At 66.8% G+C, this 19,422-nt stretch carries 15 protein-coding genes; 9 read left to right on the top strand and 6 right to left on the bottom strand.

Annotation, left to right across the window (positions count from 1 at the left end; genetic code table 11):
- Positions 1-78 precede the first annotated feature (78 nt).
- Positions 79-426, top strand: coding sequence for a SpoIIAA family protein (locus tag AWC19_RS09325; protein WP_085077771.1), 348 nt, complete (start codon positions 79-81; stop codon positions 424-426).
- Positions 427-442: 16 nt separating this feature from the next.
- On the opposite strand, the gene AWC19_RS09320 is transcribed toward AWC19_RS09325, so the two are convergent.
- Positions 443-1,261, bottom strand: a complete 819-nt coding sequence (locus AWC19_RS09320; RefSeq protein WP_085077770.1) for a universal stress protein — start codon at positions 1,259-1,261, stop codon at positions 443-445.
- 131 nt (positions 1,262-1,392) lie between these two features.
- Positions 1,393-5,082 (bottom strand): trehalose-phosphatase, encoded by a 3,690-nt coding sequence (otsB, locus tag AWC19_RS09315; RefSeq protein ID WP_264072186.1) that lies wholly within the window; start codon positions 5,080-5,082, stop codon positions 1,393-1,395.
- 147 nt (positions 5,083-5,229) lie between these two features.
- On the opposite strand from otsB, the gene AWC19_RS09310 reads away from it, so the two are divergent.
- The 4 genes from AWC19_RS09310 to ppsA all read left to right on the top strand — a co-directional run bounded on the left by AWC19_RS09310 (position 5,230) and on the right by ppsA (position 11,160).
- Positions 5,230-6,102 (top strand): universal stress protein, encoded by an 873-nt coding sequence (locus tag AWC19_RS09310; RefSeq protein ID WP_085077769.1) that lies wholly within the window; start codon positions 5,230-5,232, stop codon positions 6,100-6,102.
- A 179-nt stretch (positions 6,103-6,281) separates the two neighbouring features.
- Positions 6,282-7,169 (top strand): universal stress protein, encoded by an 888-nt coding sequence (locus AWC19_RS09305; RefSeq protein ID WP_085077768.1) that lies wholly within the window; start codon positions 6,282-6,284, stop codon positions 7,167-7,169.
- 12 nt (positions 7,170-7,181) lie between these two features.
- Positions 7,182-8,717 (top strand): bifunctional aminoglycoside phosphotransferase/ATP-binding protein, encoded by a 1,536-nt coding sequence (locus tag AWC19_RS09300; protein WP_085077767.1) that lies wholly within the window; start codon positions 7,182-7,184, stop codon positions 8,715-8,717.
- Positions 8,718-8,733: 16 nt separating this feature from the next.
- A complete protein-coding gene (ppsA, locus tag AWC19_RS09295) occupies positions 8,734-11,160 on the top strand; it encodes a phosphoenolpyruvate synthase (RefSeq protein ID WP_245848856.1) in 2,427 nt (808 codons plus the stop codon).
- Here ppsA and AWC19_RS09290 read toward each other — a convergent pair.
- Both AWC19_RS09290 and AWC19_RS09285 read right to left on the bottom strand, forming a co-directional pair.
- A complete protein-coding gene (locus AWC19_RS09290; protein WP_085077766.1) occupies positions 11,069-11,800 on the bottom strand; it encodes a PAS and ANTAR domain-containing protein in 732 nt (243 codons plus the stop codon). The two genes, ppsA and AWC19_RS09290, sit on opposite strands and share 92 nt — an antisense overlap.
- Positions 11,801-11,906: 106 nt before the next feature.
- On the bottom strand, positions 11,907-12,353 hold the full coding sequence (locus tag AWC19_RS09285; RefSeq protein ID WP_085077773.1) for an Hsp20/alpha crystallin family protein: 447 nt from the start codon (positions 12,351-12,353) through the stop codon (positions 11,907-11,909).
- Positions 12,354-12,494: 141 nt separating this feature from the next.
- Here AWC19_RS09285 and AWC19_RS09280 point away from each other — a divergent pair, with 141 nt between their 5' ends.
- Complete coding sequence (locus tag AWC19_RS09280; protein WP_085077765.1) at positions 12,495-12,869, top strand: MerR family transcriptional regulator; 375 nt, start codon at positions 12,495-12,497, stop codon at positions 12,867-12,869.
- Positions 12,870-12,896: 27 nt separating this feature from the next.
- Here the strand turns inward: AWC19_RS09280 and AWC19_RS09275 are convergent, their stop codons facing one another.
- The gene (locus tag AWC19_RS09275) at positions 12,897-14,207 is read right to left on the bottom strand and encodes an NAD(P)/FAD-dependent oxidoreductase (RefSeq protein ID WP_085077764.1); all 1,311 of its coding nucleotides are present in this window, start codon (positions 14,205-14,207) and stop codon (positions 12,897-12,899) included.
- Positions 14,208-14,485: 278 nt separating this feature from the next.
- Between AWC19_RS09275 and AWC19_RS09270 the strand changes: the two genes are divergently transcribed.
- From AWC19_RS09270 to AWC19_RS09260, 3 genes are all read left to right on the top strand, one after another.
- On the top strand, positions 14,486-15,196 hold the full coding sequence (locus AWC19_RS09270) for a GAF and ANTAR domain-containing protein (RefSeq protein WP_085077763.1): 711 nt from the start codon (positions 14,486-14,488) through the stop codon (positions 15,194-15,196).
- A 108-nt stretch (positions 15,197-15,304) separates the two neighbouring features.
- Positions 15,305-17,455 (top strand): glycogen debranching protein GlgX, encoded by a 2,151-nt coding sequence (gene glgX / locus AWC19_RS09265; RefSeq protein WP_085077772.1) that lies wholly within the window; start codon positions 15,305-15,307, stop codon positions 17,453-17,455.
- Positions 17,456-17,545: 90 nt separating this feature from the next.
- Positions 17,546-18,310 (top strand): SDR family oxidoreductase, encoded by a 765-nt coding sequence (locus tag AWC19_RS09260; RefSeq protein ID WP_085077762.1) that lies wholly within the window; start codon positions 17,546-17,548, stop codon positions 18,308-18,310.
- Positions 18,311-18,348: 38 nt separating this feature from the next.
- On the opposite strand, the gene AWC19_RS09255 is transcribed toward AWC19_RS09260, so the two are convergent.
- A complete protein-coding gene (locus AWC19_RS09255) occupies positions 18,349-19,317 on the bottom strand; it encodes an aldo/keto reductase (RefSeq protein ID WP_085077761.1) in 969 nt (322 codons plus the stop codon).
- Positions 19,318-19,422: the final 105 nt, after the last annotated feature.

Here is a 19,422-nt window from a genome sequence, read left to right as displayed (position 1 = left end):
CAACAGCACACCCGCGACCACACAGGTGGGGCCACTTTCGACCGCCCACCCGGGGCCAAATCAGGCTGTCACAGCCACATGCCGGAAGGCGTAACAGGTATCCGCGTGTCGGGCCGGCTGAAAGGTGACGAGCTGCGCCACTTCAAGCCCGCCATCGAAGAGCTGCTGAAGACTGACGAGATCAGGATAGTGGAAGTCATCGCCTCCGATTACGAAGGCTTCGGGGCCGGCGGGTTCGTCGAGGACCTGAAGCTGGGCTTCGGCACTGTCCTGCCGCATCATTCGGCCTTCAGGCGAATCGCCGTCGTGTCCGATAAAGACTGGGTCGCCCATGTCGTGCATGCGCTGGCATGGGTGATCCCCGGCGAGGTCGCGGTATTCGGGCTCGGTGAGCTTGAACGCGCCAAAAAATGGGCCGCCGGCTGAACGACAGCCTCGGCCGTCAGCTGCGCACTACGAGAACCGAACATACGGCGCGGCCGGGCGGGTGTGGAGTGATCGGACCGACGATCCGCGCCACCTTGTTCGCGTCGTCATTCCCCACCACGGCGAGCTGAACGGATTCCTGGGTGTGGGTGAGGAATTCGGCGGCCCCGCGCCTCGCGGCGGCCGGGAGCACGTGCACCTCGCGATACCGCGATACCCAGGGACCGAGCCGATCATCCAGCTGGCGGTAGGGGATCTCACCGAGGCCCCATGGCCACACTCCCATCGCAAGAATCGGTGCCTGACGAAGCCGCGCTTCCCGAAAGCCGTGTTCGAGAACCGCGTCGTTGCCGGGTGAGTCTTCGACGACGACGGCGACATACGCGGAATCTGACTCCGCGGCTTCGCGGTTGGAACGAATGATCGCCACCGGACAATGGGCGTTTAGGGCCACGGCGTTGGCGGTCGAGCCGAGGACCTTGCGTGCCACCCACCCGATGCCCACGGAACCGACACAAATCATTGCAGCGTTTCGCGATTCGTCGATCAGGGCGTTTTCCGGCGATCCGTGCACGATGCCGCATTCAACCTTGACCGGCTCGCCCATGGCCCGCACCGCCGCATCGGCGGCGCGCAGCGACGCCTCGGCGAATCCGACATCCAGGCTCTCATCGCCCCCGGTCGCATCCGCATTCCGTTCGGGGATCGCATGGATGAGCCGTAGCGCGATGTTGCGGCTGACGGCCTCGGGGACCGCCCATTTGGCCGCATTGATCGCCGCGTCCGAGCCGTCAATACCGACGACTATCCGCGTTGGCGCTTGCGCATGGTTCATTTGCGTCCTCCTGAAAACCGGGTACCGGACAGTCCCGGGAGCCGACAAACTCAAAGGTTATTGGGCGATGCGGCATGCCGGCAGGGTCGTTCGTCCCCCGTTACGGGGGCCAGGGTCACCGGCGGTGGCGTTCAGGCGACCTCGATGGTGCATCCGGGCCGGAGATGCTGTACGCGGCCGCGGCATTCGACCATGATCGGTCCCGAGGTGCCGCCCTCGGACGTCAAATGCCCGGTTCGTCCGCTGATCCGCAGGTGCAGGCGGTGGCCGCGGTATACGAATGGGAACTCGATCGGGCCGAGGCTTTCCGGCCAGTGCGGGCCGAGCACCAGCCGGTCATCGCGCGTCTCCAGTCCTGTGAAACACCGTTGCAGCAGATCGACACTGCCGGCCATCGCGGCCAGGTGTATCCCCTCCGACGTGGTACCGCCTTGGGTGTCGGCGATATCGGAACCCAGCACATGCCCGAAATACCGCATGGCTTGGTGCCGGTTGGCGCGGGCAAGAACCCACGAATGCACGATCGCGCTGAGCGTCGATCCTTCCGAGGTGCGCGACAGGTAGTAATCGATGGTCTTCGGGATCTGCTCGGGCGTGAAGTGGTAGCCGAGCCGGCCGAACAGGCCCAGCAACTGTTCCGACGACAGCAGGTAGAACAGCATCAGCGCGTCGGCTTGTTTGGACGCCTTGTAGTTGTTCACGCTGTCGTTTTCCGCCTCCAGGATGCGATCGAGTCGCTGGATGTTTCCGTACCGCCGACGGTAGTGCTCCCAATCCAGTTCGGCCAGTTCAGAATAGCCTTCGAACTGACTGATGACATCGTCGTGAAAGGGGACGAACATGCGCCGGGTCACGTGATCCCACCGATCGAGCTCGGCTGCGCCCAGGTCGATTTTCCCGACCAGATCGAGCCGGTCCCGCAGCGGCAGCAGGTCCAGTGCGTCCATCGCCCGCAATATCGCCCAGACCGCCATCACGTTGGTGTAGGCGTTGTTGTCTATCCCGTCGTATTCCTTGCCGGGATAGCCCGAATGGAACTCGTCGGGACCGATGATCCCTCGTATCGTGTAGCGGCCGCGACTGTCGTCAAAGTTGGCCAGGCCCACCCAGAAACGTGCGATCTCGGTTAGCATCTCGGCTCCGTAGTCGATGAGAAACTGGCGGTCACCGGTCACCTGGTAGTGCTGCCACACGTCGTACGCGATGGCGAGACCGACGTGGTGCGCACGCGCGCTGGCATCCGGGTTCCACCGCCCGGACCGCGGATTGAGGTGCACTTGCTGGCTCACCTCACGCCCGTCGCTGCCCGATTGCCAGGGATACATCGCGCCGAGATAGCCCGCCCGGTGAGCGGCGCGTCGCGCCTCGGGAAGCCGCCGATACCGATAGAGCAGCAGCGACCGGGAGATGTTCGGCAGCCGCAGACTGAGAACCGGGGAGACGAACAGCGCATCCCAGAAGACATGGCCCCGGTAGGCCTCGCCGTGCAGCCCCCGCGCCGGGACTCCGGCGTCGAGTTCGGCCGTGTGCGGCGAAAGCGTCTGCAGCAAGTGCACCAGATGCAGCCGGAGGACCCGCAATGCCCCCGCGCTGTCGGACAGGCCCACGCTGCACTGCTCCCACAGCCGGGCCCACGCCCGGGCGTGCCGATGGTGAAGATCGGCATATCGACCGGCCGCATCGAGATGTTGCTGCGCGGCGCTCGCCGGTTCGGATATGGCGCTGTCCCGGCAGGTGAAGATGGTCGCGACCTTTTCCAGTGCGACCGACTGTCCCGCGGACAGCGCGACCCGAATATCGTGACCGCCACGGTTGCCGTCCCGCACGAATTTGTAGTGTGCGTCGGCCAATGCATCGTCGCACCACACGGTGGTGCGGGCCGCGACCGCGATCGAGATGCGCGACTGCGAGGTTTGTGTCCACAACGCCACCGAGTTGGATGCCGTTTCGTGTATCACCGATTCGGTGAGATGAGCGCTCGACAGCGAGCGGTAGCGCTCGACCATCGTGTTTTGCACCGTTCCGTCCAGGAGAGACCTGAACTCGACCGTGCCCGACCAATTCTCCGCACCGATCGTGGTCTGCATGGCAAGCACGTGAGGCTGGTGCATGGATGCGAACCGTTGCTGGGTCAGTGTGGTGATCTGCCCCGCGCCGTCTCGGAATCGGAGTCTGCGGGTCAGCGTCGCCCGCCTTAGGTCGAATGTCTGCCGATAGTCCAGCAATTCGGCGTCGTCTATGTGAAACCACGACCCGTCGTTGATCCGAAATGTCAGCGAAAGCCAGTTGGGCAGGTTGACAAGGCTCTCGTTCTCGATGCTGCGGCCCATGATTCGATCGGCCAGTGTGTTGTAGACGCCGGCGGCGTATGTGCCGGGGTAATGGGCCTCGGATGCCGTCGCCTCCGGCGCGCAACCACGGGTAGCGACATAGCCGTTGCCGACGGTGCACAAGGTTTCGCGCAGCCGCTCATACTTCGGGTCGTAGCCCTCGTAAACGAGTTCCCAGGCGTCGCCAGGCCTCGACGAGAAGATTTCCAGATCTTTGGCCAACCGACGGACGAATTCTACAACCGCGGAGGGGCTTTCGAGACTGAACAGGGCGGCGGACGGGAGGTTGCCGTCCTCGCTGTGCCGCACCACGATCCCCACTCCGTCGAATTCGACCGCGTCGAAGGCATCTTCGTCGGTGATGCCGTCGCCGATGTAGATCGGCAGGACGGCATTAGCTTCGGTGGGGCTATCGCCGGCCTCGATGTGCTCGAGCAGCCAATTGAGCGTCGTGCCCCTTTCCCGGTCCATGTTGGCACGCAGCTCGATCACCTTGCGGCCGTTGGCGATCCGCAGACCCTCGGAACGTCCGAGAGTATGGACCGCCGCGATCACCCTGTCGATGTCTGCCGGATCGGCATTGCGGTAGTGAACAGCGACCGCAAAGCGCTTGTGCTCCACGACTATTCCCGACAAACCGCTCAGCATCTTTGCCAATCGGTGGGCCGCGCGGGCAACGCTAGCGATCACGCCGGCGTCTGCGTTCTCGTGCAGGCTGCCGTCGGGCGCGGCCAATTCATAGCCGTGGCTGACGGCATACCACACCCCGCCGACTTTGACGCGTTCACGGACATCGGCCAGATCGCGGCCGCTGATCACCGCCACGGGGCACTGGGCGGCCAGCGCGCCCAACGCCTCGGCGGCACCGTCTACCAATGCCGCCGATTCCGGGTCCCGGGTGATGTCGGACAACGTGCCGTCGAAGTCGAGGAACACCACCGGTCGCCGGGTCATCAGCAGTTCCTTGAGCTGGCTGTAGCCCTGCATGGCGTCGGCTATGGCCGACCTGGCGGTGCCACCGCTTCGCACGGATATCTCGGCGAGGTCGGCGACTACGGCATCGGCCCCGCAGGACAACAGTTCATCGGCGTGTCCGTTGCACTCGAGCCCGATGACGAGGTTGAAGCCGCCCTCCCTGCCGGCTCTTAGGACGGCTTGGTCGCGGTCGATAACCACGCACCGAACGGGGAGGACCCCCAGGCGCCTCGCCGCTTCGGCCAGGGAAGCGTCGGGCTTCCCGGCGATCTCGGGTTCGCCGGCCACGACGCTGACAAGGCTGTCAATTCCCGCGGCGCGCAACACTCGCGCGCAGTCTCGGGTGGCTGAGTACACGGCCGCCGTGGCGCCCACGTCGCGCAGCCGCCGCAGCAGTGGACCGGCGGAGTCTCGTGCCTCGGCGACTCCCGGCGCGGTCTCGTCCACCACGCTGTCGAGCCCCAGAATCACCGCATCGTGGTATCGCCGGTCGATGGTGGCGGGCCATTCGGTCACCCCTGTGACGATGCCACATCGCCGTCCCCGATCAACCCCGGCGGACCGATGAAGGTCTCTCGTCCATCCGGTCGGGGACCAAAGCCTCATGATCGTCGACTGTTCGGGCAATAGCGTTTTCGGTGACCGAGACCGAAGGAAAACAACATGTCTGCACCCGTGAACCACCATGGCATCGTCGTCGGGGTTGATGGATCGGCGGCATCGGATGCCGCTGTCGTTTGGGCCGCACGCGAGGCGGCTATGCGAAATGTCCCGCTGACCCTGGTCCACATGTTCGAGACGTTCGTGCGGACGTTTCCGCGGATACCGATGCCGAGCGGCGTCGGGCAGGAAGACGACGCACGAAAAATTCTCGAACAGGCGGTCAAGATCGCCGAAAACGCCGTGCCGACGGGCCGGAAGATCTCAATCGCAACGGAGGTGAGGCCTTCACCCCCAGTGTCGACGCTAATCGCGCTGTCCAAAGAGGCAGAGATGATCGTTGTCGGCAGCAACGGGCGCGGCGCGGTCGCCCGGGTTTTGCTGGGGTCGGTCAGTTCGGGTGTGGTCCACGGTGCGAAGTGTCCGGTCGCGGTGATTCGCTCCGAGGCTTCGTACACGCCGCGTTCCGATCGAGCCCCCGTCCTGGTGGGAATCGACTGCTCGCCGGCGTCGGAGCGTGCGCTGGAAATTGCGCTCGATGAGGCGTCGCGTCGCGGTGTCGAGCTGACGGCATTCCACGCGTGGAGCGACGCCGCGGTGTACCAGCTGCCATGGGTGGACTGGGCGGAGGAAGCGGAGCGCAGTCTGGCCGAGTATCTGGCCGGCTGGAAAGAGCGCTACCCCGACGTCAAAGTGCGCCGACTCCTCGCTTTTGACCACCCGGGCCGAGCGCTGATCGAAGAGTCGGAATCGGCTCAGCTTGTCGTCGTCGGCAGCCACGGCAGAGGCGGCATCGCCCGGACGTTGTTGGGTTCGGTCAGCAATGCGGTCGTTCACGCCAGCCATACCCCCGTGATCGTCGCGCGGCCTTCCTAAGCTGCGTCGCGAAATATCCACGTCGACAAGAACTTACAGTCATGAAGGCCCTGCCGTCCTCGACCGGCCGCCGAGTCACCGAAGCGGCAAGGTCTCAGGGCCACCAGGTTAGGCACTAAAGCCTCATGTGCGACGACGATTCCGGCAATAGCGTTTTCGGCAACCGAAGGAGAAGAAAAATGGCCACGCACGTAACGCGTTACGGCATCGTCGTCGGGGTCGACGGATCGCCCGCGTCAAACGCCGCCGTTTGCTGGGCAGCTCGTGATGCGGCGATGCGCAACGTCCCGCTGACCGTCGTCCACGCCTACAGCACCTACGTGCCCACCTTTCCCCAGATACCGCTTCCTGCCGGAGTTGCGCTCTGGCAGGAAGACGACGGCCGCCGGGTTCTCGAGCAGGCCGTCAAGATCGCCGAAGATGCCGTCGCGCCGGACCGAACGATCACAACCACCACGGAGATGAGGTGCTCACCCCCCGTGCCCACCCTAATCGACATGTCCGGCGAGGCCGAGATGGTCGTCGTCGGCAGCACCGGACGCGGAGCGGTGGGCCGGGCGCTGTTGGGCTCGGTCAGCTCGAGCGTGGTCCGGCACGCGAAGTGCCCGGTGGCGGTCGTTCGGGACGAAGATCCGTTGATGCCGCACCCCCGCGGGGCTCCCGTACTGGTGGGCATTGACGGATCGCCGGCCTCGGAACTCGCGACGGCCATCGCGTTCGACGAGGCGTCCCGCCGTGGGGTCGACCTAGAAGCGCTGCATGCCTGGAGCGACACCCAGGCGCTCGAATTCCCCGGATTCGACTGGGAAGTGGCGCAGGCCGAATCGGAGCGCAGCCTATCCGAGCGCCTGGCGGGGTGGCAGGAGCGCTACCCCGACGTCACGGTCCACCGCATCCTCTCGTGCGACCGGCCGGCTCATCAGTTGATTCGACGGTCGGAAACCGCGCAGTTGGTTGTCGTCGGCAGCCACGGCCGCGGCGCCATCGCCAGGACGCTGTTGGGATCGGTCAGCAACGCCGTCGTCCACTCTGTCCGGATGCCCGTGATCGTCGCGCGGCCGTCCTAGGGCGTGGCACGGATGTCCGCATCACCAGCCGGCCACTCGGCGACGAGGATCGCAGCGCCCTACGTCGAGGTGCACGAAACCCACACGGGCGTGGTGGTTTTGGCCGGCGACCGAGCGTTCAAGGCAAAGAAGCCGGTATTGACGGGCTTTCTCGACTTTCGCACGCCGCAGCAGAGGGAGCGCGCCTGCCGCCGCGAAGTCGAGTTGAACCGCCGCTTGTCGCCAGAGAGCTATCTCGGGGTCGCCCATCTCACCGACCCCGCGGGCGGGTCGGCCGAACCGATCGTCGTCATGCGGCGCTACCACGACGACGACCGGTTGGCCTCCATGGTGACTCGTGGCCCCGAGCCATCCATTCGAGGCGTACTGGACACCATCGCCGGTGTCCTGGCCCGCTTTCACAAACGGGGTGAGCGAAGTCGGCTGATCGACGCCCAGGGCACGGTCGGCGCAGTCGACCAACGCTGGCGCGAAAACCTGGTGGAACTGAATCGCTTCGCGGACCAGTCGATCGCAGGGGTTTCCTTCGACACGTTGTCGCGGATCCAGCGCCTTGCTTGCGACTTCACTTCGGGACGGGCCGCCGTATTCAACCGCCGCATCGAAGACGGATGCATCGTCGACGGCCACGGCGATCTGCAGGCCGACGACATTTTCTGGGTTGACGGCGAACCGGCGCTGCTCGACTGCCTGGAGTTCGACGACCGACTCCGCTATGTCGACCGCATCGACGATGCGGCTTTCCTGGCGATGGACCTAGAGTTTTTGGGCCGCAAAGACCTGGCCGACTATTTCTTCGAACGCTACGCCGAATATGCGGCCGACGCGGCACCGTCGTCGTTGCGCGACTTCTACGTCGCCTATCGTGCCGTCGTGAGGGCGAAGGTCGACTGCGTACGGCTGTTTCAGGGAAAATCCCAGGCCGCCGAAGACGCTGCGCGGCACCTCGCGATCGCTTCCCAGCACCTTCAAAAGGGTAGCGTCCGCCTGGCGCTCGTCGGCGGGAATCCCGGCACCGGCAAATCGACCATTGCGTACTCACTCGCTAAAAAAGTTGATGCTCAAGTTATTTCAACCGATGACATACGGCGGGAACTACGAGAATCGGGTGCCATCACCGGGGACTCGGGCGTTCTGAATGCCGGGCTGTATAGCCCCCGTAACGTCCGGACGGTCTACGAGGTAGCCCTGCACCGCGCACGCGCGCTTTTGGGCAGCGGGCAATCGGTGATCCTCGACGGGACCTGGCGCGATCCCCACGTTCGTGCTCACGCCCATCGCGTTGCCTCCGAGACGTTTTCGGCTCTGGTGGAGCTCGTGTGCGTGGCCACGGTGGATCTGGCCGCCGGGAGAATAGCGACGCGGCGCCCAGGGAACTCCGATGTGACTCCCGAGATCGCCGCCGCGTTGGCATCCCATCGCGACTGCTGGGAGACCGCGCACCCACTGGACACCTCTGGATCGCTTGAGCACTCCGTGCAGCGGGCCCACGACATCTGGCGTCGAACGATCCACGCGCCCGGCTTGCAGCGCAGAGACAGATCCTGAACGAAAGGGAGCAGACGTGACAACCCAAATCGCACGCGAATATGTCGCAGACATCTCGGCATTGCGCCTCGCCGACGCCGAGGAGGCCGGTGGCAAGGGCGCCAACATGGGCGAGCTCGTTGCCGCGGGCCTTCCGGTGCCGCCGGGATTCGTGTTGTTGCGCGGCGCCTACAAGTCCTCGATGCGGGCGGGGGGAGTGGACGCCGAACTCGCCGCGCTGCATCGCGAGGCGCTGACCGCGGTCGACGACGACGCCCGGCTCTCCGGGCTCTGCCGGCGGATGCAAAGCCTGGTGACCAAGGCCGGTGTGAGCGAGGGCGTGCGCGATCAGCTGCTGCGCTCCTATCGCGGGCTCGGCCCGAATTGTGTTGTAGCCGTGCGGTCTTCGGCAACCGGCGAGGACGGTCGCGACGCGTCGTTCGCCGGCATGAACCGAACGTTGACCAACGTGACCGGCGAGGAAGCGCTGGTGAAAGCCGTCACGCAATGCTGGGCGTCACTGTTCAGTCCGCGCGTGATCAGCTACCGCGCCAGCCGGGGCTTTACCGCCGATCCGGCAATGGCCGTCGTGGTCCAGCAGATGATCGCCTCCGAGCAGTCGGGAGTCGCGTTTACAACCGACCCCAGCACCGGGGATCCGGCGCACATCGTCATCGAAGCCGCGCTCGGCCTGGGTGAAGTCGTGGTGTCCGGAAAGGTGCAACCCGACACCTATGTCGTCGACAAGAAGTCCCTGCAGGTAATCGATGTCAAGGTCGGCTACCAGGCGTTCAAGATCGAGCGCGGACCCGACGGGCGAGACGTCACCGTGGATTTGGATCCCGAACAGGCCCGGGCGCGCGTCCTCGACGACCCGTCGTTGCGCCGCATCGCCGAGCTGGCGATCGCGGTGGAAACGCACCACGGCTGCCCACAGGATGTGGAATGGGCGATCGCCTCCGGCAACATCTGGCTGGTGCAGGCCAGGCCCATCACCACACTGGGCCACGACGCATCCGAGGACTCGCGGCCAGACGAGGTACTGCTGCGCGGACTGCCCGCGGCGCCCGGTTCGGCGTCCGGGCGGGTGTGCGTGCTGCGCTGTCCGGAAGAGGGCGCCCGCCTACGGGACAACGAGATCCTGGTCGCCCCGATGACCAACCCGGATTGGCTGCCGGCGATCCGCCGCGCGGCGGCGCTGGTGACCGAGACCGGCGGCATGACCTGCCACGCGGCCATCGTGGCGCGCGAGCTGCGGGTGCCGTGTGTGGTCGGCGCCCGGGACGCGACAATCGTCCTGCATGACGGCCAGACGGTTAGCGTCGACGGCGGCCGGGGAAGCGTCACCGCCGGAGGCCTTGCCCCGCAGGCGCGGGCCGCAGCGGTGCAGCCGCCCCCCGTTGCGGCCGGTAGCCACGAAACGACCGCCACCAAGATCTATGTCAACCTGGCCATACCCGACACAGCCGAAGCGGTCGCCGCGCAGGATGTCGACGGTGTGGGTTTGCTGCGCGCCGAATTCATGCTTACTCAGGCGCTTTCGGGTAGGCATCCGCGTGACCTCATCGCGCACGGCGAGCAGGACAAACTGGTCGACGCCCTGGTGTCGTCGATTGGCCGCATCGCGTCGGCCTTCGGGACCCGGCCGGTCATCTACCGGGCCACCGATTTCCGCAGCAACGAGTTTCGCGGCTTGCGCGGCGGGGAAGCCTACGAGCCGGTCGAGCACAATCCGATGATCGGTTATCGCGGTTGCTATCGCTACATCAGCGACCCGCACCTCTTCGCCCTCGAGCTTCAGGCACTGGCCCGCGTGCGGGAGCGAAACCCTAACGTGCATTTGATGATTCCGTTTGTGCGGACGCGATGGGAGCTGGAGGCCTGCCTGACGTTGGTCGACCGGAGCCCGCTGGGCTCGCAGCGCGGCCTGCACCGCTGGGTGATGGCCGAGGTACCGTCGGTCGTGTACTGGCTTCCCGAGTACATCGGCCTGGGGGTGGACGGGGTGTCGATCGGCAGCAACGACCTGACCCAGCTGATCCTCGGCGTCGACCGCGATTCCGATATCTGTGCCGAGCTGTTCGACGAATCCGACGACGCCGTGCTCGACGCCATCGCCAGCATCGTGGCGATCGCGCGCAAGCAGGGCATCACCTCGTCGCTGTGCGGCCAGGCGCCGTCGACCAAACCGAGCTTCGCCGAACACCTCGTCCGGATGGGGATCACCTCGGTGTCGGTCAATCCGGACGCGGTGCCCGCCACCCGGCGCACCGTCGCCGCCGCCGAACGTCGGCTGTTGCTGGAGTCCGCGTTTGGCCCGCGGAGCGGCGACCGCTGGCCAGCCGGTCAAGGTAGTCCGAAAGCGGCGCCGCTCAACCGGTTTCCTCGGTTCCTCCGGCGGCGTCGACCCCGCGCTTGCGTGACGGCCGGCCGGTCGCGCGGCGGACGCGCCGTTGCGCGGTGAGCAGCAAATGGTCGAACTCCGACTGGGCGTTGAGTTCCACCCCCGCGCCGCGGAAGTCCTCGGCGATCCGCTCGGCCAGCACCCGCAGCTTGATGTTGGCCTCCTGCGACAGCCATCGCAGCAAATTGAAGGCGGCGGTTTCGTTGACGCCGTAGATGAGCATCAGCATGCCCTTGGTTTGCTCGATGACGGCGCGGTTTTCGCTGATCTCGGCCAGCCTCGCGGTGACGGCGTCCTCCTGTGCCTGCTCGAGCGGCGCAGACACGTCGACGTAGAACCCGTGCGTCCCAATGACATCGCCGGCCGCGTCGACGAGCTGGTCGCCGACCACGATGATGTGGCGCACCTGCCCGGCGGTGTCGATGATGCGGTGGCGGGTGCTGAACGCCTTTCGCGTGTTCACGATCTCGTCGATGGTGGCCGCGACCTGCCCGCGGTCCTCGGGGTGTTTGTGCGCCAGCACCAGGTCGGTGGTCGGGCTGACGGTGCCCGGCTCGTAGCCGTGCATCCGCTGCACCTCGGCGGACCATTCCCACCGTTGATCGGCGAAGTAGAACCGGAACCAGCCCACCCGTTGCGGCACGCCCCCGGCCAACGCCCGCTCGACGTCGGGCGTCTGGCCGTCAAGTTCCCATTTCATCGTGCTGAACCTCGCCTCCTAGGGGCCTGCTAGGGCCGGGTATTCGCCGGTCGTGGCGCCGGGCCGGCACCCGACGCGAGCCGGGTGCCGAGCCGCCGGCCGAGGATCACGCGTCGATGACCTCCCGCTTCGACGAGTTCTCGTCGATGGCCTTGTGCCCGTTGCCGCGGGCGACCGAAATCTTGCGCGGCTTGGCCTTCTCGGCCACCGGGATGCGCAGGCTCAGGACGACTTCGTGGTAGGCGGCCTCGATCCTGTCGGTGTCGAGGTTTTCACCGAGCACGAGCTGGCGGCTGAACACACCGCGGGGCCGCTCGGTGGCGAGCATCTCGCGGTTGGGGTCGACCGCGGGCCGCTCGGCGCGCACGGTCACGTTGCGCTCGATGTCGATGTCGAGCGAGTCGGCGTTGATCCCTGGCAGGTCGAATTCGACGACGAATTGCTCTCCCTCACGCCAGGCGTCCATCGGCATCACCGCGGGCCGGGCGGCCGTGCCCATCACCTGTTGGGCGAAGCGGTCGAGCTCACGGAAGGGGTCGGTTCGCATCGGCATGGCGGTCACCTCTGTCACTCCAATCTGCGGGTCGTGAAGCGGCTATTCCTATGCCTAATGACATAGATTTTATATATCATTCTCGACAGAAGAGCGCAAGCGTGGTAAATGGTTTCTGTGCGAGTAGCTAAGAAGATCCCGGTGACGGACAGCACTGGCGACAGCGGTACGCCGGCGCCCGATCAGGGGGTTTACGGAATCTCGGTGGCCGCCGAACTGTCCGGTGTTCCGGTGCAGTCGCTGCGCCTGTACGAACGGCATGGGCTGCTGACCCCCGCTCGAAGCGACGGCGGAACCCGCCGCTATAGCGCGGCCGATATCGCCCGGCTGCAGCGCATCAGCGCGCTCGTCGACGCCGGCGTCAACCTGGCCGGCATCGGCCGCATCCTGAGCCTGGAAGACGACAACGCCGCGCTCTCGGCGGCCAACACAAACCTGCGCACCACCAACCGGTCGCTGCGCAGCGCGGCCAAGGGCGCGCGGTCGAAAAGGCGAAACCACCGCGACGCCCGCTGACGCTCGGGGCCGCCGGCCCCCAGCGCCTCAGCTGGTCTTGGGCATGGGGATACCCTCGCTGGCCGTGAATCGCGCATCGTCTTCCGATGAGAGCCCGATCGATACCACCGACCGCGGGAACAGCGCGTCGGTCAGGTAGGCCAGCGCCACCGCCCACCGGTTGACCGGTCGCGGGATGGCGTAGAGGTGGTAGGCCCGCGTGACGGCCTTGGCGGGAAATCCGGACAGGTGCACGTTGAGCGGATTGGCCACCGCATACCTCGGTCCCAGGTCGACGACCAGCCCCAGGTTGCGGTGTTTGTAGCGCTTGCTGGTGCCGTAGCCGAGGCTGGCGGCCACATTGCGGGCGAGCACCTTGCCCTGCCGGGTCGCGTGCTGCGCGGTGGGCGGGGTGAAGTTTCCCGGTTGCGTCAGGTCCGGAACCGCCGCTGCGTCGCCGGCGGCGAACACGCCGGGGTGGTCGGGCACCTGGAGGTCCGGTTGGACCTTCAGCCGGCCCCGCTCGGTCGGTAATCCGAGATTCTGGATCAACGGTGCGCCGGTCACCCCGGTCACCCAGGCCAGCGTGTGCGTGTCTACCCGCGAATCATCGCTGAGCACAACGTGATCGGCGTGCGCTTCCTTGAGCGTCGTGCCCAGCCGGACGTCGATGCCGCGCTGGCGCAACACCGCCAGCGCGGCATCGCCCAGCTTCTTGCCGACCTCGGGCATGACCTGCTCGGCCGTGTCGAGCAGCAAGAACTTGACGTCGGCGGCGTCAAATCTCATTTGTTTGGCCGCGGCGTCGGCCAGCGCGCGCAGCTGGGCGACCAGTTCGGTGCCCGAATAGGACGCCCCCACCACGACGACCGTGCGCCGGGCGGCAGCCGCCTTGGGGTCCTCCTCGATCGCGGCCAACTCCAGCTGCTCGACGAAGTGATCGCGCAGATAGAGCGCCTCGGCGGTGGTCTTCAGTCCCCGCGCGTGCGCCGCGAGCCCCGGCACATCGAAGAGCCGCGTCACCGATCCCGGTGTAAGCACCAACCGATCCCAGGACATGCTGTGGCCGCGTTCCTCGGGATCGCGGTAGGTCAACGTCCGCCGCGCGAAGTCCACCGCGTCGACGCGGCCACGCACGGCGCGGACCCCCTTGAGGCTGTTGGCCAGGGGAATCGCGACGAAGCGGGCGTCGACCACCCCGCCGGCCACGTCTGGCAACAAGGGCGTGTAGAGCATGTAGTCGACCGGTGAAATCATCGTGATGTCGACTGGTGCACCCCGGCGGCCGAGAATCCGGGTCAGATGTCGGGCGCAGGTGAAGCCGGTGAAGCCGCTGCCGATGATCACGATGGACGTCATCACCGGCAAGTCTAGAGAACCGCGCCGTCCGACGCTGCGCGGTCGGGGTTGCCGGCCGGGTCGTCGGGACGGCTTGCGCTTCGCTTTTAGGCTCGTAGAGTTTGTGTCGTGCGTAACCGCGTTGTTAGCCGCAACGGCGTTCCGGGCCACGTGATGGCGGCGCGCCGGGCATCCGCACGTTCGGCTACGGCGCCGCAGCGGCACCGGCTGGCCATGCGGTTGTCCGGGCCGATCACCGCGCCAGGGCGGTGACCCGGAACCCTCAGGGGGTGAGAGTCATGCCAGGTGGCAACAGCACCATAGTTGCTCAGCTGGCGGGGTTGGTAGCCGACCTGGGCCGCCACGCAACGGAAACGACCGTCGGGCTGCATGAGCTCGCCGACAGTGGCGCCCGGCACGTACCGGGTTGCCAGTACGCGGGGATCACCTTGGCGCATAAGGACAAAAAGGTCACCACCGCGGCGGCCACGCATAGATACCCGATGGTCTTGGATTCGATTCAGAACCAGCTCGCGGAAGGGCCGTGCCTGGCCGCCGCCTGGGAGCACTGCATGATGCGTGTCGACGACCTGAAAGTCGACCGGCGCTGGCCGAGGTACCAGCAATGTGCGCTCGAGCAGACCCCGATCCGCTCGATCCTGTCCTACGAATTGCTCGTCGACGGCGCCGCCATGGCCGCGCTCAGCTTCTATGCCGACGCCCCTCGCGCGTTCGGCGACGAATCACTTGAGCTGGGCGGCATTTTCGCCACCCACGTCGCCTTGGCCTGGTCGGTGATGCGCCGCCAAGACCAATTCAGCAGCGCCTTGGCCACCCGCGACACCATTGGGCAGGCCAAAGGGGTGGTCATGGAGCGCTTCAACCTCGACGCCGACGAGGCGTTCGAGCTGCTCACCCGGCTTTCCCAACAATCGAACATCAAGGTGATCGACATCGCCAGAGCGCTGATCGAAAGCGAGCACCCGCTCAAGCAGCGCCCTCGCGCCTGAGTACGAAAGGCACAATGCGCCAAGACGTTTCGCATCCACACGGCGGCAAGGCGCAAGCCGGCGGCCAGCGGAGTTTGCGCCCCGCTCGGACGGGGTATGAAGCCGGCCATGACCAGCCCAGGAAACGTCGCCCCCACGCCCACCGGTGAAGTGTGGCCGGGCAAGGCCTATCCGCTCGGCGCGACGTATGACGGCGCCGGCACCAACTTCGCCGTGTTCAGTGAGGTGGCCGAGCGGGTGGAGCTCTGCCTGTTCGACGGCGGCGGCGCCGAGAGTCGCGTCGTGCTGCCCGAGGTCGACGGATTCGTCTGGCACGCCTACATCCCCAACATCGAACCCGGACAACGGTATGGTTACCGCGTCCACGGCCCGTACGACCCGCAGAACGGCTTGCGGTGCAACCCCAACAAGTTGCTGGTGGACCCGTATTCGAAGGCCATCGACGGGTCGTTCGAGTGGAACCAGGCCCTCTTCAGCTACAACTTCGGCGACCCGGACAGCCGCAACGACGACGACTCCGCCGCGTTCATGCCCAAGTCGGTGGTGATCAACCCGTTCTTCGACTGGGGCAACGACCGCCCGCCGGACCACCAGTACGCCGACACCGTTGTCTACGAGGCGCACGTCAAGGGTCTCACGCAGACCCATCCGGACGTCCCCGAACAGCTGCGCGGCACCTATGCGGGAGTCGCGCACCCGGTGATCATCGAGCACCTCAAGGGCATCGGCGCCAACGCCATCGAGCTGATGCCGGTGCACCACTTCGCCAACGACTCCACCCTGGTCGACAAGGGCCTGTCGAACTACTGGGGCTACAACACGATCGGGTTCTTCGCGCCCGACTTCAAGTACTCCAGCGCGGCGTCTCCCGGCGGCCAGGTGCAGGAGTTCAAGGCGATGGTGCGCGCCCTGCACGAGGCGGACATCGAGGTCATCCTCGACGTGGTCTACAACCACACGGCCGAGGGCAACCACATGGGCCCGACGCTGTCGATGCGGGGGATCGACAACGCCGCCTACTACCGGCTGGTCGACGACGATCGGCGTTACTACATGGACTACACCGGCACGGGCAACAGCCTCAACGTCGGCCACCCGCACGCGCTTCAGCTGATCATGGACTCGCTGCGCTACTGGGTGCTCGAGATGCACGTCGACGGCTTCCGCTTCGACCTCGCCGCCACGTTGGCCCGCGAGTTCTACGACGTGGACCGGCTGGCGACGTTTTTCGAACTGGTGCAACAGGATCCGACGATCAGCCAGGTGAAGCTGATCGCCGAGCCGTGGGACGTCGGGCCGGGCGGCTACCAGGTGGGCAATTTCCCGCCGCAGTGGACCGAATGGAACGGCAAGTACCGCGACACGGTCCGGGACTTCTGGCGCGGCGAGCCGGCCACGCTCGACGAGTTCGCCTACCGCCTGTCCGGGTCCGCCGACCTTTACGAGCACACCGGGCGCCGGCCGGTCGCCTCGATCAACTTCGTCATCGCGCATGACGGGTTCACGTTGCGAGACCTGGTGTCCTACAACGAGAAACACAACGAGGCCAACGGCGAGGACAACAACGACGGGGAGAGCCACAACCGGTCGTGGAATTGCGGCGCGGAGGGGCCCACCGACGACCCGGGCGTCAACGCGCTGCGCGCCCGCCAGCAGCGCAACTTCCTCACCACGCTGCTGCTGTCCCAGGGCGTGCCGATGATCTGCCACGGCGACGAGCTCGGCCGCACCCAGCAAGGCAACAACAACGGCTACTGCCAGGACAACGAGCTCACCTGGATCGACTGGTCCAAAGCCGACGCCGGCCTGCTCGAGTTCACGCGGGTGGTGTCGGCGCTGCGCGCCGAGCATCCGGTCTTCCGCCGCCGCCGGTTCTTTTCCGGCAAGCCGCTCGGCCGCCGCGGCCAGGACGGGCTGCCCGACATCGCCTGGTTCACCCCGGAGGGCACCGAGATGACCGAGGAGGACTGGGGCGCGGGATTTGCGAAGTCCGTCGCGGTCTTCCTCAACGGCCACGGCATCCCCTACCTCGACGCGCGCGGCCAGCGGGTGCTCGACGACTCATTCCTGCTGTGCTTCAACGCGCACTACGAGCCGATCGAATTCACCCTTCCGGCAAAGGAATTCGGCGCTTCGTGGCGGCTGGTGCTGTTCACCGGGCCGGAGGAGGAGACGCCGGCGGAGGAGGTCCCCGGGGGCGGCGCGCTCACCGTCGACGCGCACACCGCCGTGGTGCTGCAAGCCCCCGAGGGTAGCTGAGCGCTTCAGGGCTTTGGCGCGCGGGTGTTCTGACCCGCTCCTGGTAGATACGCTGTGCCTGCGGCGTGCTCGTTACAGGAGAGGGCGAATATGTCAAGGACAGTCGTGGTTGGCGCCTCGAGCGGACTCGGGCGTTGCATCGGTGTCGGCCTCGCGCGGCGCGGTGACCGGGTCGCGCTGCTCGCCCGGCGCCGGGAGCGGATCGAGGCGGCGGCCGCGGAGGCGGGACCGGGGGCTGTCGCCGTCGAATGCGACGTCACCGACGAGTCGTCGTGCCGGGCGGCGATCGGCGCCGCCGCCGACGCGCTCGGCGGGATGGACAACCTCGTCTACACGCCGGCTGTGGGGCCGCTGGTCCGGATGGTCGACACCGACGCCCAGACGTGGCGGCGGATCTTCGACACCAATGTCATCGGCGCGTCGCTGGTGACGGCGGCCGCCGTGCCGCACCTGACCGCGTCGGCGGGCAAGGCGGTCTACCTGTCCTCCGACGCGGGCACATTCGGGCCGCCCTGGCCGGGGCTGGGAGCGTACGGCGTCAGCAAGGCCGCGCTGGAGCGGCTCGTCGAGGCGTGGCGTGCCGAGCACCCCGACATCGGGTTCACCTCGCTGATCGTGGGGGAGTGCGCGGGCGGGGAGGGCGACGGCCAAACCGGAATGAACGTCGGCTGGGACATGGACCTCGCAGTCAAGGCCGTCCCGCTCTGGTCCTCGCGCGGCTGCATGCCCGGCAAACTCATGCCCGTCGAGGACCTCGTCGAGGTGGTGCACACGATCCTGCGCACCGACGCGGCGACGTCGATGCCGGTCGTGGTGGCCCGGGGTGCGTCGGCGAGCCCCGCGGCGTTCGCGTAGCCGGGCCGGGCCGGGCGCGGCGGGCCGCCACCATCGGCCTAGCGGCCTAACCGCTCGCTAATCCTTTCCGCCAGGAAACGCCCGCTCGACGTCGGCCGGAAGGCCCACGCCGCCTCGGTGAGGGCGTCGCGGGACGCCGGGGGCAGCTCGATGTCGGCCGCGGCGACGTTGAACTCCAGTTGCTCGACGCTCGACGCGCCGGGAATCGCGACCACCCCCGGCAGGCTGATCAGCCACGCCAGCGCCACCTGGGCCGGCTTGGCGTCGACCTCGGCGGCGACGTCGCGCAAGGTCTGCAGCAGCGGCTCGGCGCGGCGCAGGTTCTCGGTGCCGAACAGCCGGTTCAGCGCGCGGATCCCGCCGGGGCGGTTGTCCACGCCGTACTTTCCGCCGAGCAGCCCCTGCGCCAGCGGGCTGTAGGCGATCACGATGCGGTTCTCGCGCTCGGCGAAGGGGACCAGGTCGTCTAGCGCACCGGCGTGGGCGAGCGAGAAATTCACCTGGTTGCTGATCACCGGCCGCCCGAGGGCCGCGTCGGCCCTGCGCCAGCGCGCCAGCGAATAGTTTGAGACGCCGGCCGCGCCGATCCGCCCGGCGTCGAGCAAATCGCGCATGCCCGGCATGATCACCGAATCGGGAACCACGGGGTTGGGTTGGTGAATTTGGTAGAGCGGGATGCGGTCGAGCCCCAGCCGCCGCGCGCTGGCGCGTTCGCGCTGCTTGATCACAGCGGGGAACGGCGCGACCGGCATGATCTTGCTGGCCACCACGACGTTGGCGCGCTCGTCGCCGAGGGCCTCGCCGAGGATCCGTTCGCTCTTGCCCAGCCCGTACACCTCGGCGGTGTCGAACAGCGTCACCCCCATGGCGAGGGCGCGGCGCACGATGTCGCGGGCGGCGCCGCCGGCATAGCTGTCGCCGTAGCCCCACTCGACCGACCCGAACTGCCAGGTGCCCAGGCCGATTCGGCTGACCCGTCCGACCCCGTCGACGTCGAGATACTTCATAGCAACACCCTAGGCGCCACACCCTAGGTGTACTCGGCCAGGACGTTGGTAGCAGGCGTGTCGGCTTGATGTGAGGAGAACCCCCGGGTGGGGTGTGGCGTGTCG

This window comes from Mycobacterium palustre, from assembly GCF_002101785.1.
Lineage (GTDB): Bacteria > Actinomycetota > Actinomycetes > Mycobacteriales > Mycobacteriaceae > Mycobacterium > Mycobacterium palustre.
This window is presented reverse-complemented; position numbering and strand designations above follow the sequence as displayed.

Excerpts from the sequence above, each read along its gene's own strand:
- AWC19_RS09305 (WP_085077768.1), top strand. The coding sequence starts at position 6,282 with ATGGCCACGCACGTAACGCGTTACGGCATCGTCGTCGGGGTCGACGGA.
- AWC19_RS09310 (WP_085077769.1), top strand. The coding sequence starts at position 5,230 with ATGTCTGCACCCGTGAACCACCATGGCATCGTCGTCGGGGTTGATGGA.
- AWC19_RS09260 (WP_085077762.1), top strand. The coding sequence starts at position 17,546 with ATGTCAAGGACAGTCGTGGTTGGCGCCTCGAGCGGACTCGGGCGTTGC.
- AWC19_RS09270 (WP_085077763.1), top strand. The coding sequence starts at position 14,486 with ATGCCAGGTGGCAACAGCACCATAGTTGCTCAGCTGGCGGGGTTGGTA.
- AWC19_RS09325 (WP_085077771.1), top strand. The coding sequence starts at position 79 with ATGCCGGAAGGCGTAACAGGTATCCGCGTGTCGGGCCGGCTGAAAGGT.
- AWC19_RS09275 (WP_085077764.1), bottom strand. The coding sequence starts at position 14,207 with ATGACGTCCATCGTGATCATCGGCAGCGGCTTCACCGGCTTCACCTGC.
- AWC19_RS09290 (WP_085077766.1), bottom strand. The coding sequence starts at position 11,800 with ATGAAATGGGAACTTGACGGCCAGACGCCCGACGTCGAGCGGGCGTTG.
- AWC19_RS09300 (WP_085077767.1), top strand. The coding sequence starts at position 7,182 with ATGTCCGCATCACCAGCCGGCCACTCGGCGACGAGGATCGCAGCGCCC.
- AWC19_RS09255 (WP_085077761.1), bottom strand. The coding sequence starts at position 19,317 with ATGAAGTATCTCGACGTCGACGGGGTCGGACGGGTCAGCCGAATCGGC.
- AWC19_RS09320 (WP_085077770.1), bottom strand. The coding sequence starts at position 1,261 with ATGAACCATGCGCAAGCGCCAACGCGGATAGTCGTCGGTATTGACGGC.
- AWC19_RS09285 (WP_085077773.1), bottom strand. The coding sequence starts at position 12,353 with ATGCCGATGCGAACCGACCCCTTCCGTGAGCTCGACCGCTTCGCCCAA.
- glgX (WP_085077772.1), top strand. The coding sequence starts at position 15,305 with ATGACCAGCCCAGGAAACGTCGCCCCCACGCCCACCGGTGAAGTGTGG.